The sequence below is a fragment of the Acinetobacter sp. YH12100 genome, assembly GCF_013419135.1.
GTDB lineage: Bacteria > Pseudomonadota > Gammaproteobacteria > Pseudomonadales > Moraxellaceae > Acinetobacter > Acinetobacter pseudolwoffii.
On sequence record NZ_VPAQ01000001.1, the window covers coordinates 128,218 to 140,416 of the forward strand.

Below are 12,199 nucleotides of genomic sequence, written 5' to 3' on the forward strand. Positions count from 1 at the left end.
ATATGCCTGCCATGCGGTTATTTTCCAAATGGCAGGCACAAAAAAACGGGCTTGAGGCCCGTTTTTTCATTTTGGGTATTAACGTTTAACAGAACGTGACATACCAGCAAAACGTTGTTTGAACTTGTCGATACGACCGCCAGTGTCAACGTTCTTTTGCTTACCAGTGTAGAATGGGTGGCAAGCTGAACATACGTCTAGGTAAAGTGTTTCTTTACCAGCAGCTGAACGAGTTTCGATTACGTTACCACATGAACAAGTCGCAACTAAAGTTTCATATTTTGGGTGAATATCGGCGCGCATGGTCGATTACTCCATTAGATTCAAGAAGGTTTAGCTGTCATCGCTATTGATCACTCTCAAATGAGGAAGCAGGAACAAAGTTCATGCAGATCAACACCACAACAGACCATTCTTTTGGCCCACCGAGACGGATACCGTCAGAGCTAAGCACAACAAGTGGGCATTATTATACGTGAAAAAAATTCAATATGCGAATTATTCTTCTGCTTCTGACTCAGCCTCTTTGGCCCACACATTGGCAATAATCCCGCAAACCATCAATTGAATCTGATGAAAAATCATGATCGGCAAAACAATCATGCCCAGTGGCTGGCCAATAAATAGAATTTGTGCCATCGGCACGCCACTGGCCAGGGTTTTTTTAGAACCGCAGAAAAATACCGTCTTCTGGTCAGCGCGACTAAAACCCAGCCAGCGTGGGATATACAGCGACAACAGCATCACCAGGGTCAAAAGCACCGAACAGGCTAGCAATAACAGCAATAATGTACTGAGACTGACTTCATTCCAAAGTCCCGCTACTACGGCGCTACTAAAAGCACCATAGACCACCAGTAAAATTGAGCCTTGATCGAAGACCTTGACGATTTTTGGCATTTTCATCATTTTTGGATAAATCCAGGGACGTAAAATTTGCCCCAAGATAAAAGGTACCAATAACAACAGCGTAATCTGGATAATCGAAGCGGTTGGGTCAAACCCGTGCTCAGATTGACCTAAAATGAAAAATGCGACCAATACCGGGGTGATAAACATGCCGATAATATTGGAAAAAGATGCACTACAGACAGCACCGGCCACATTCCCATGTGCGACGGAAGTAAAAGCAATCGAAGACTGAACGGTAGATGGCAGGAAGCACATAAATAGGAAGCCCCAGTACAGCTCCTGCCCGAGCATTGGCAATAAAATCGGCTTGGCCAGCAAACCTAGAATAGGAAACAAGGCAAAAGTCAGTGCAAAGACCAAAGTATGTAATTTCCAGTGCATGATCCCCTCCACCACCGCTTCGCGGGACAGCTTGGCACCGTGCAGGAAAAATAGAATGGCAATCGCGCCTGTCGTGATCCAGCCAAAAACTTCAGCGGCCTGTCCGGAGACAGGCACTACACTGGCCAACAGCACCATGACAAATAGCAATATCGTAAAGCGGTCCAATGCCAACAATTTAAGCATCTGCTGTTCTTCCCTTAAAGTTTTATTGTTCGATAAAAAAATGCCCGGCTATCTTAACAGATGCCGGGTCCATGCTATGCACTCAGGTTGATGTAATATTTTCATCTATACGTGAATACATTTCATCTATCACGCTACATCCCACTTAGTTATTACGTGCATCCTGATCTTGCTGGATCAGCTCGATTTTATAGCCATCTGGATCTTCTACAAATGCAATGACAGTCACACCGCCTTTCATTGGACCAGCTTCACGCACGACATTACCACCACGTGCCTTGATCTCTTCACATGCCTTATAAGCATCATCGACTGCAATCGCGATATGACCATAGGCATTGCCCAGCTCATAGCTGTCTGTATCCCAGTTATGCGTCAATTCAAGTACGGTGTGATTTTCTTCATCGCCATAACCGACAAAAGCCAGGGTAAAACGGCCCTCTTCGTAATCACGTTTACGAAGCAAAGTCATGCCAAGTACTTCAGTATAGAACTTGAGCGATTGTTCTAAATTGCCTACACGTAACATGGTATGCAGCATGCGCATATTAATCATCCTTCTGTACAGATTGTTGTTGGTGTTCACCGAGCAGTTTTGCGACCCAAACCACCAGAATCAGGATCGGAATCCCAATTAACGTGGTCATGAGGAAGAATTTCGGATAACCAATATTGGTCACTATAGTACCCGAATATCCGCCTAAAATCTTGGGAGTCAGGGTCATGAGTGAGCTAAAAATCGCATATTGAACCGCGGTAAATGACACACTGGTCAGGCTCGACAAGAATGCAATAAACGCAGCACCCGCAAGTCCGGCAGCCAGATTATCGACAATAATGGCAAAATAAAGCCACTTGTCGCTATAAGGTTTGATGACCTTACCACTGACTTCAATCATGTCTGAACTACTGCCATCTATCACCGCCAAAGGCTGAATATCAACATCCAGATTCTGGCCAGGGATGAGCTGATCATTGACCTGATAAACATGTGTGGTTTGCTGAAGCGCCTGGCCATCTTGCATCAAGACTGCACTGACAATATGTGCGGGTGAGTGAATCAGTTGCTGCGCAGGAATCGCGGCAGTAAATACGCCTTCACTTTCTAATTTTGCCTCAAGATTCTGATCATTGATTTGTAAAACAATCTTTTGATTCGGTTGCAGCGCTGCACCGACATATTGACCACGTACCACAATGGTCTTGTCCTGTTCAGCGACATTGAGGGTATTGTCACTGGTGATCGGCAGAATCTGTAACTGGGTGCTGCCCTGTTGTGCAGTCAAATACGGCATGCTGACCTGTACAGGCTGAGTAGCATGATCTGAATTTAGATAGCTGGCTGTCACTTGCAGTTGCTTACTCTGCGCTAAAACATCACTGGGTACATTCAGCTTCCAGTAACCGACTTCATCGGTATCGGCCTGATAAACCTGATTAGCGACCCTAACTTCGACAGCTGCCAGTTTTTCACCAGATTTGACCAGTCCAATAAAAATCAGGTTGGTGGAACAGGCCAGCACGGCACCGACAAACATCAGTTTCATGATGTTCATTTTCTGGGCCAGTAAACCACCGAGAAAACCACCAATTAAAGAGAAAATCACCCCATAGACTTTGACCGCTTCGGCAATCTGCTCTTTACTGAAATTCAGGTCCTGATAGAAGACGTTGGAAATGACCCCGGCAATGATATCGGAAACCCGATAAAAACCGATCAATAACAACAGCACCAATGCCAGTTTTAAGCCATAGCGCCTAAAGAAGTCTGCAACCGGATTAACCCAGGTTTCATAGGCCATCTGCTTGTTGACTGCACCCATTTTCACCAAGCTTGCACCAATGGCAAAGGCAATCGCACCAGAACCAATAAAGCGTAAGGCTTCAAAGCAGAACAAGGCAAAAGTATCTTGAATGGTGAACTGTTCGGTAATACTGACGACCAGATTGCCGGAATAGATATAGCTCAGTACAAAGCTGATCACTGCGACAAAAAACACTGCGACTAAACGGAAATAATCACTGCGCAGATAATGTTTAGGCACACGGTCAACCTGCGGTTCCCGAATGCAGAGCGTGGTGACAATTCCGACCAGCATTACCGCGGCCATGGCCAGATAGGTCCATTTCCAGGCATCGTAAATATAATTGCCTTTGGCTGTGCCCAAATAAGCGGCCAGAAACAAGGCGCCAGCACCCGCCACGATCATCCCGATCCGGTAACCGGCATTATAGGTCGCGGCCAAGACGGTCTGCATCTGGGTTTCCGCCAGTTCAATCCGGTAGGCATCAATCACAATATCCTGCGTTGCAGCAGAAAAGCCTAACAGGACTGCACCCAGCGCCATTTGCTGTAAATGAGTTACGCCCAAAGCCGGATCAGAAAAAGCCATAATGGAAATGGCGCAGACAATCAGAATCTGTGCAATCAGCAACCAGGCTCGACGGCGTCCCAGAGCCTTGGTCAGAAAAGGCACTGGCAGTTCATCAATGAGCGGCGCCCAGACGAATTTAAACGAGTAGCCCAATGCTGCCCAGCTAAAAAAAGTGACTGCACTTTTGCTGATTCCGGCCTCACCTAACCATAAAGACAGACTGGAAAAAATCAGAAGAATCGGGACACCGGCCGAAAATCCCAAGAACAGCATGATCAAGGCACGTCGATCTAAAAATGCTGTAAATGCGGATTTCCAACCCGTCGTTTGTGTTGTCATTGCTTTATTATTTTCCGCGGAAAAACCAATTGCTGCTATTCAATCCTGTAATAGCGCATCTTTCAACAAGATTTATATATTTATCACATTTCCGGTTTTTTATTTTCTGGCAAAAGCCACATGTTCGCTTGAATTTTCCAAGCAAATCTGTATACCTTAACGCTTATCAACGTAATATTTCGTTTTGGATTTCAACAGTGACCCAGAGACTCGATCAAATTAATTCTTCTATCGCCAGCAACAATACGACAACACCAGAAAATATCCGCTCAGATTTACTTATCTCGGCATTTGAACAAAGCGAAATTCACAACACCCTTGAGCATACCCGCTTAAAATCCACCCAACTGACGCACATTCCAAACCTAGAAAAAATTCCGGCGTCGACCAAACGGATCAAGCCCCTGAATAATTTCTTGGGGCAAGACCGCGCACGGGCTTCCGTAGAGGCCGGGATTGCCTTACCTTATTCAGGCTATAATATTTTTGCCGTGGGTACGGCTGGCCTGGGCAAGCGCACCATGGTGAAGCGCCTGCTGCAACAGCATGCCAAAACCATGGAAACACCCAATGATTGGGTTTATGTCAACAACTTTCAAAACCAGCGCCAACCAATAGCTTTGGAGCTGCCTGCCGGTCAGGGTCCAAAATTTCAGGCCATGTTAAACCAAAGCTGGCAAACCATTCTGAAACAGCTTGAACGCCGTTTTACCGCGGAAACCTATCACAACCGCATTGAAATGATTCGCCAGGAAACTGGCGATGAACAGCAACAGGCGCTGATCGAACTCACCAAAGAAGGTGCAGAACTCGATCTGAAACTGATCTCGCGACACGATGAACACTGCTTTGTTCCCGTACATCTGATTGATGACAAATTACAGGAAATGACTCAGGAAGATCTGAATGCGCTGAGCAATCAGGATCGGGCCGAATTGGCAACCAATATGCGCTATATGGACAAAAAACTGGAGCGTCTGGGTTTGCATCTGGGTGATCTGGAAGATGATGCACGCGACCGTGTTCAGATTCTGAATCGTGATATTGCCAAACAGGTGGTGGTGCCACGTGTAGAACAGATTCTCTCCAAGTTCAAACATGTGCAAGGCTTGGAACATTATCTAAAATATTATGCCGAAGATATTATCAATAATGTCGAAATCGTGCTGGAACAGGAAGAGGATGATTTCACCCCGGCACTATTCAGCCGCGTACCGGCACGTTATCAGGCCAACGTGATTATTACCCACAAGCCGAATAGCGGTGCGCCAGTCATCTTTGAAGATTTTCCAACACATTACAATTTACTCGGCCATGTGGAACAGCTAACCCAAAATGGCACGATCACCACGGACTTCACCCTGATTCGTCCGGGAACGTTGCATAAAGCCAATGGCGGCTTTCTGATGCTGGAAGCGGAACAATTACTGGAACAGCCTTATGCATGGCAAGGTTTGAAGCGTGCGCTTAAATCCGGGCATTTAAAACTGTCTTCACTTGAGCATATGATCACGCTAACCGGCAGTATTTCAATTGAACCGGCATCGATTCCATTGAACATTAAAGTGATCTTGCTGGCCGAGCCTGAAATTTATTATGAAATTCTAGAGCTTGAACCGGAGCTGGGCAGCATCTTTAAAATCCGTGCTGATTTTACCGATACATTACAACGTAATGACGACAACGAGCAGGCCTATATGCAGCTGATTGCCGACTATGTGCAATCGGATAAATTATTGCCTTTTGACCGTTCTGCTTTGGCTGCACTGCTCACAGATTCCAGCCGTCAGGCCGAAGACCAAAGTTCATTATCATTACATGCCCTGACGCTGGGTGACCTGATTCGTGAAGCGCATCATCATGCCTTTCAGGCCGGTGACAAGATGGTCTCGGAAAAGCATATCAATACTGCACTCGATCATCGTAAATATCGCTTAGGCTATTTACGTGAGTTGTACTGGCAGGATCTGACCCGTGGTACACAGCTGATCGAAACCCGTGGCCATCGTCTGGGACAGATTAATGCTTTGTCGGTAATTCATTATGCCGATGTCGAATTTGGCCTTCCTTCACGCCTGACTGCTTCGGTGTATCAAGGGGGTGGTGACATTCTCGACATTGAGCGCAGTGTGGAACTCGGTGGCTCCTTGCATGCCAAAGGCGTGTTATTGATGTCGTCTTTCCTGAAAGCACATTTTGGTCGTGAACAGACCCTGCACTTCTCTGCTGCGCTGGCCTTTGAACAAAGCTATGGTCAGGTCGATGGTGACAGTGCCACAGTCGCAGAACTGTCTGCCCTGCTCTCTGCGATTAGCCAGTTACCGATTGATCAATCCTGGGCCATTACCGGCTCTATGAACCAGTTGGGACAAGTACAGCCAGTGGGCGGTGTCAATGCCAAAATTGAAGGTTTCTTTGATGCCTGCAAGCTGCAAGGTCTGACCGGCAAACAAGGCGTGATTATTCCACGTCAGAATATGCAGCATCTGATGCTGCGTAAAGATGTCACCATTGCTGTCGAAGAAGGTCAGTTCCATATTCATGCGATTGATACCATTGATCAGGCGCTGGAAATCCTGATGGCGCGTCCGGTCGGCACCTTGGATAAAAAAGGTCGCTATAGCAAAAATTCAATCTATGCCGCAGTGATGGCACAGCTGGATTACTGGCAAGCGATTGAAGATGGTGGTGAGCTGGTCGAATTACCGAAGAAAAAGAAAAAAAAGAAGAAGAAAAAAGACAAGAAGCAAATTGTTGAGCCACACACTGAACTTGAAGCAGGTCATGCAATAGCCCAAAAGCCAAATGCAGCAACAGAAGATTAATCCGGTCGTTGCTCTATCTTTAAAATAGCAATAAAAAAGCGCTTCTCAATGAAGCGCTTTTTTAACATCTGGCCTAATTTAAACCTTAATTAAGCATCAGCTGCCGGGCTGTACTGTTCAACCAAAGGCTTTAATTCACCTTTTTGGAACATGTCGAGCATGATATCGCTCCCACCGATCAATTCACCATTGATCCAAAGCTGTGGAAATGTCGGCCAGTTGGCGATTTGTGGTAACATCGCACGAATGTCCTGATTTTCCAGAATGTTTACATAAGCAAACGGACGACCAATCTGACTGAGTGCTTCTACTGCACGTGCAGAAAAACCACATTGTGGAAATTGCGGTGTGCCTTTCATATAAAGAAGTACTGCATGTTTAGCAATTTGGTCACGAATTAACGCTTCGGTATCGCGTGCTTGTTCAGTCATTGATAAATCCTCAACTCATCTGTCTGGCATTATACCCAAATCCAGACAAAACAGTATGTCTAAAGCAATAATTCCAATTTTATTTACAATTACCCTTTAAATCTGAGCGGGTTTTTGCTTATATAAGTTTTTCTTTCCACCTAACAGTTAAGAGTTAGTCATGAATAATATTACCCTCGCACCGGTACAAACTGATCAACCTTCTCACTTGATGCCTGTATTTGGCCGTCAACCGATCAGCTTTGTCCGAGGACGAGGTGCATATCTTTATACCGAAGATGGTACAGAGTATTTAGATGCATTAACCGGAATTGCAGTATGTGGTCTGGGTCATGCGCATCCAGTCATTGCCGAAGCAATTGCTGATCAGGCTGCGACCTTGATTCATACCAGCAACCTGTTTGAAGTGCCTTGGCAAACTGCGGCAGCACAAAAACTGGCCGAAGTCGCGGGTATGGAAGAAGTATTCTTCTCCAACAGTGGCGCAGAATCAAATGAAGGTGCAATCAAAATTGCACGTAAATTCGGTCATATGCAAGGCATTGCTTCACCCAAAATTATTGTGGCGGATCATTCTTTCCATGGCCGTACCATGGCCACCCTCTCTGCAACAGGCAATAAAAAAGTTCAGGAAGGCTTTGGTCCGCTGGTCGAAGGTTTTATTCGTGTACCTTTTGGTGATCTCGAAGCGATTGAAGAGGCAGCGCTTCATCATCCGGATATCGTAGCCATTTTAGTTGAGCCCATTCAGGGTGAAGGTGGTGTAAATACCGCACCTCAAGGTTTCAGCTATCTCGAAGAGATTCGTCAAATCTGTAACCAGCACAACTGGTTGATGATGCTAGACGAAGTGCAAACCGGGAATGGCCGTACGGGCAAATATTTTGCTTATCAGCACACCAGCATTATTCCTGATGTACTGACCACAGCCAAAGGCTTGGGTAATGGTTTCCCGATTGGCGCCGTCATGACTCAAGGTCGTGGTGTAGGTGTACTAACTGCCGGTAATCATGGTTCGACTTATAGTGGTACAGCTTTGGGTTCACGTGTGGTCTACACCATTCTCGATATTATGCAAAAAGAAAATATCGTCGCCAATGCTGCGGAAAAAGGCGCTTATATCGTGGATCAGTTACGCAACAAACTGGTCGATCAAAATGTGAGCGTGCGTGGTTTCGGTCTGATGATCGGAATTGAATTACCGAAAGAATGTACTGAGCTGGTCGCAATTGCACGTGATGAATACAAAACCATCATCAATGTGACTGCCGGTAATGTGGTTCGCCTGTTGCCTACCCTGAACATTACTCAGGAACAGGCTGATCAGCTGATTGAGCGTTTAGTGAAAATGATCAACGCTTTTTTGGCCTAAACCCTGCGCTTAAAAACAAAAAAGCCGCTTGAAAGCGGCTTTTTTATATTCTGTATCTTATGATGCGGCTTGTAAAATACGCCCACCAGAAATCTGGTCAAAATATTGTTTCAATGTATCTAGGCAACGAAGAATTTTTGTCGGTTGTTGCTCACGTTTCGGCATGACTGCATATAGTGTAATCGGTGGAAGTCGCCATTCAGGCAAAACTTCAACCAAAGTGCCATTCAGTAAGTCTTTTTTCGCATCGAGATATAAAATCTTGGCAATCCCATTGCCCTGCAAGCACATCGATTTTGCCACCAGACCATTATTGGTACTGAAACGGGATTTCAATTCAAAATCGGCTTTTTCTGCAGTATTGACATTTTGAAACTGGAAATACTGATGATTTTTGATATGGGTCAAAGGCAGCACATCATGATTTTTAAGATCATCAGGACGTGAAATAATGGTGCTCTGATTAATATAACTCGGTGTCGCCACCAGAATTTGCTCAATCTGCATCAATGGCACCACCTGAAGATTGTGCTCATCATTTTTCTGTTCAAATCTTAAGGCGATATCGATACGCCCATCGAACAAATCAACCTCATGATTATTGGTTTCCAGATGTACTGCCAGGCCACGATGTGCGGACATCCAGTGAGAAAGTGCAGGAATCACATGATTCGCGCACAATTCTGGCAAAGCGACAATGCGCAGTTCACCCACAAGATCATCGCGTAATTCATTGATTCGGACTTTACCGCGCTCTGCAGCAGATAGCATTTCCTGGCAACTGTAGAAAAAAGCTTGTCCCGCTTCCGTCAAACTTAACTTTCTCGTTGAACGATTTAAAAGTACCACTTCCATATCATGTTCTAATGAGCGAATTTGTTGACTCACGGCGCTGGTCGTAATCCCTAATTCACGGGCAGCACCGCTAAACGAGTTTTTTTCTACAACACAAGCAAAAACACCCATTGCTCGAAGTTGATCTAACATAAATTTCCCTCTAAACTTATGAGATGCCTCATCATTTGATAAAAGCAACTTATTGTATTATACGGCGAAATTCACGTTTTGCATTATTTATTTAATTGTTTGGTAAAACTGTAGTTGGATTAATCGGTTTGCCGTCTAAGCGCACCTGAAATTCAAGCATGGTTCGCGTTGTACCAGTTGACCCCATTTCTGCAATTTTTTGCCCCGCTTTTACATTCTGTCCGCTTTTTACATCCAGTTTGCTGTTATGGGCATAAGCCGTAATATAGCCATTAATATGCTTCACCAACACCAGATTGCCATATTCTTTCAGGCCATCTGCGGCATAAACCACCTGCCCGTCTGCTGCTGCAAACACTGGATCACCGACATTGCCGCTATAGCGTGTGCCCTTGATATTAGATGCCAGATTATACTGCTGCAAAACTGGGCCATTAGACGGTTTTACCCAACCTAAACCCGCGGCAGTAGAGACGGGTGTCATTGGCGCCGGCGTGCTCACACGCGGTGTAGTCTGCACGGTGGTCGCTGGTGTAACTGGGGCCGATGTTGGTACTGCAATCGTTTGACGCTGGATAGGGGCTGCCTGAGTCACTGCCTGCGTGCTGGTACTGCGACGTACGGTATTATTTTTCAGGCGGATCGACTGTCCCACATAAATCCGGTAAGGTGCAGCAATATCATTCATCTCGGCAACACTGATATAGTTCAGTCCATAACGTGCTGCGATCCCACTCAATGTATCTCCTGAACGTACCGTATAGAAATCAGGAGCTGTCGCATAACGCGTCGCATTATTTACTTGAGGTTTGGTTGCACAACCGGTGATTACTCCTGTAGAAATAACAACGGTTGATAAAACTAGGGTTTTAATCAGGGCTGCAGGCGAAGCAACAACACATTTCGGTAACACCAAGAACATTATCTTCCTCTCTAAGATCTATACGGTTGCAAAATCCCGTTAAGATTAGCAAAGTTTTACTGCAATATACTTGCAATCGCGAGTTTTTCACAAAGTTATAACACTGAGAACGCATTTTCTGCCAATTGTGTTTGAAGATTCCGCAAAACCTCATAGTTGGTGGCATCCATCTGAATCGGAGTAATGCTGACATAGCCATTGGCCACAGCAAAGAAGTCCGAGTCAATCTCGCTCAACCCTTGCTGGGGTTCTACTACTGCTTCTCCAGACAGTCCAATCCAGTACACCTGACGACCACGTGGGTCAACATGACTGGTGATGGGCTTCGACTGACGGCGGCGGCCTTGATAAGTCACTTTTTCACCCTGTAATTCAGCCATATCCGGAATATTGATATTAAAAATATGACGCTCAGGAAGAACCGGCAAACCGCGTGCAATAAAATCATGTACCCAGTTGGCAGCCAGCTGATAATCCTGAGGGTGTTGATAGCTGCGTACATTCGGCCCACTCAATGACACCGCAATAGCAGGATGTTTACTTAAGCGACCTTCAAAGGCTGCCCCGACTGTACCGGAATACAAGACATCATCCCCCAGATTGGCACCACTATTAATACCGCTGACCACCAGATCAAATTCAAAGTCAAACAGGCCGTTCATAGCCAGATAAACACAATCTGCCGGAGTACCATTGACAGCCCAGACATCGGGAGAAGTCTGAATCGGGCGTAAAGGTCGGTCCAGAGTCAAAGCACTGGAGTAACCACTGCGCTCACTTTCTGGCGCTACAATAACAATCCTCCCCAAAGGTTTTAGAGCCTGTGCCAATGCTTGAATACCCGGTGCAAACACACCATCATCATTTGAAACTAAAATATTCACTGAAAAATCTCGTCGCGCTAAAAAATGACTGGTTAGGACATTTAATTGTATTAGTGCTGGAATTATATATATTTACTGCTCGATATCCATCTTTAAAATATGTGGCTCAAGATGATTAAAAAATTCTCTTTATTTAGTGCTTTCGCTTTAAGCCTGGCAGTATCTGTTTCTCCTTCAGTTATGGCGAGCGAGCTGACTGTTGACGAAAACAATACTATTGTGAAAGAAGACATCGCATCGGCACAAGTCATGGCTGAGGTTTGCCCGGCTATGATTGGCCAAAATGCAAAATTAGACAGCATTATTCAGACTCTCATCCAGTCTTATCTTGCAGACTACTCAGATAAAGGCATGAGCTATCAAAAACTACAGGCAGATAGCGAATATAAATCTTTACTGGAAGAAGCCCGTCAGGGTGCCAAACAAACCAGTACTGACGAACAAAAAACCGTATGCGAAGAGATTCTGGATTACCAGGGCTAAGCTAGATAAATCTTCAAATAAGACGGTGTAAACATCGTCTTATTTTCTCTTACAGATTTCTTCATAATTCTACAGCTTCGCTACATTTTCCCACTTTTCAAT

General features: G+C 45.3%; 11 protein-coding genes. 3 read left to right on the top strand and 8 right to left on the bottom strand.

The genetic code is table 11. The annotated features are described in order from the left end of the window. Nucleotides 1–78: 78 nt before the first annotated feature. The 4 genes from rpmE to FTU40_RS00760 all read right to left on the bottom strand — a co-directional run bounded on the left by rpmE (nt 79) and on the right by FTU40_RS00760 (nt 4,193). The gene (gene rpmE / locus FTU40_RS00745; RefSeq protein WP_005096496.1) at nt 79–303 is read right to left on the bottom strand and encodes a 50S ribosomal protein L31; all 225 of its coding nucleotides are present in this window, start codon (nt 301–303) and stop codon (nt 79–81) included. Between the two features lie 195 nt (nt 304–498). After that, on the bottom strand, nt 499–1,479 hold the full coding sequence (locus FTU40_RS00750) for a bile acid:sodium symporter family protein (RefSeq protein ID WP_005171651.1): 981 nt from the start codon (nt 1,477–1,479) through the stop codon (nt 499–501). Nucleotides 1,480–1,624: 145 nt separating this feature from the next. Next, entirely contained in the window at nt 1,625–2,026 is a 402-nt protein-coding gene (gloA, locus tag FTU40_RS00755; RefSeq protein ID WP_005096493.1) for a lactoylglutathione lyase, read from the bottom strand. Nucleotide 2,027: 1 nt separating this feature from the next. Next, nucleotides 2,028–4,193 carry an MFS transporter gene (locus FTU40_RS00760; protein WP_180039408.1) on the bottom strand — a complete coding sequence of 722 codons (2,166 nt, stop codon included), beginning with the start codon at nt 4,191–4,193 and terminating at the stop codon, nt 2,028–2,030. Between the two features lie 197 nt (nt 4,194–4,390). Here FTU40_RS00760 and FTU40_RS00765 point away from each other — a divergent pair, with 197 nt between their 5' ends. After that, the gene (locus FTU40_RS00765) at nt 4,391–7,018 is read left to right on the top strand and encodes an ATP-binding protein (protein WP_180039410.1); all 2,628 of its coding nucleotides are present in this window, start codon (nt 4,391–4,393) and stop codon (nt 7,016–7,018) included. Nucleotides 7,019–7,107: 89 nt separating this feature from the next. Here FTU40_RS00765 and grxD read toward each other — a convergent pair whose 3' ends face one another. Continuing rightward, nucleotides 7,108–7,449: a Grx4 family monothiol glutaredoxin gene (grxD, locus tag FTU40_RS00770; RefSeq protein ID WP_004279738.1), complete on the bottom strand. Its 342-nt coding sequence runs from the start codon at nt 7,447–7,449 to the stop codon at nt 7,108–7,110. A 160-nt stretch (nt 7,450–7,609) separates the two neighbouring features. Here grxD and FTU40_RS00775 point away from each other — a divergent pair, with 160 nt between their 5' ends. Beyond that, complete coding sequence (locus FTU40_RS00775; RefSeq protein WP_180039412.1) at nt 7,610–8,821, top strand: aspartate aminotransferase family protein; 1,212 nt, start codon at nt 7,610–7,612, stop codon at nt 8,819–8,821. A 57-nt stretch (nt 8,822–8,878) separates the two neighbouring features. Here the strand turns inward: FTU40_RS00775 and FTU40_RS00780 are convergent, their stop codons facing one another. The 3 genes from FTU40_RS00780 to surE all read right to left on the bottom strand — a co-directional run bounded on the left by FTU40_RS00780 (nt 8,879) and on the right by surE (nt 11,614). Continuing rightward, nucleotides 8,879–9,808, bottom strand: coding sequence for a LysR family transcriptional regulator (locus FTU40_RS00780; protein ID WP_005096486.1), 930 nt, complete (start codon nt 9,806–9,808; stop codon nt 8,879–8,881). Between the two features lie 91 nt (nt 9,809–9,899). Further along, nucleotides 9,900–10,730, bottom strand: coding sequence for a peptidoglycan DD-metalloendopeptidase family protein (locus FTU40_RS00785; RefSeq protein WP_180039414.1), 831 nt, complete (start codon nt 10,728–10,730; stop codon nt 9,900–9,902). A 95-nt stretch (nt 10,731–10,825) separates the two neighbouring features. Continuing rightward, the gene (gene surE, locus FTU40_RS00790) at nt 10,826–11,614 is read right to left on the bottom strand and encodes a 5'/3'-nucleotidase SurE (protein WP_180039416.1); all 789 of its coding nucleotides are present in this window, start codon (nt 11,612–11,614) and stop codon (nt 10,826–10,828) included. A 111-nt stretch (nt 11,615–11,725) separates the two neighbouring features. On the opposite strand from surE, the gene FTU40_RS00795 reads away from it, so the two are divergent. Beyond that, a complete protein-coding gene (locus tag FTU40_RS00795; RefSeq protein WP_005096482.1) occupies nt 11,726–12,097 on the top strand; it encodes an MCR_0457 family protein in 372 nt (123 codons plus the stop codon). Nucleotides 12,098–12,199 lie beyond the last annotated feature (102 nt).

Excerpts from the sequence above, each read along its gene's own strand:
- rpmE (WP_005096496.1), bottom strand. The coding sequence starts at position 303 with ATGCGCGCCGATATTCACCCAAAATATGAAACTTTAGTTGCGACTTGT.
- FTU40_RS00750 (WP_005171651.1), bottom strand. The coding sequence starts at position 1,479 with ATGCTTAAATTGTTGGCATTGGACCGCTTTACGATATTGCTATTTGTC.
- gloA (WP_005096493.1), bottom strand. The coding sequence starts at position 2,026 with ATGCGCATGCTGCATACCATGTTACGTGTAGGCAATTTAGAACAATCG.
- FTU40_RS00760 (WP_180039408.1), bottom strand. The coding sequence starts at position 4,193 with ATGACAACACAAACGACGGGTTGGAAATCCGCATTTACAGCATTTTTA.
- grxD (WP_004279738.1), bottom strand. The coding sequence starts at position 7,449 with ATGACTGAACAAGCACGCGATACCGAAGCGTTAATTCGTGACCAAATT.
- FTU40_RS00775 (WP_180039412.1), top strand. The coding sequence starts at position 7,610 with ATGAATAATATTACCCTCGCACCGGTACAAACTGATCAACCTTCTCAC.
- FTU40_RS00780 (WP_005096486.1), bottom strand. The coding sequence starts at position 9,808 with ATGTTAGATCAACTTCGAGCAATGGGTGTTTTTGCTTGTGTTGTAGAA.
- FTU40_RS00785 (WP_180039414.1), bottom strand. The coding sequence starts at position 10,730 with ATGTTCTTGGTGTTACCGAAATGTGTTGTTGCTTCGCCTGCAGCCCTG.
- FTU40_RS00795 (WP_005096482.1), top strand. The coding sequence starts at position 11,726 with ATGATTAAAAAATTCTCTTTATTTAGTGCTTTCGCTTTAAGCCTGGCA.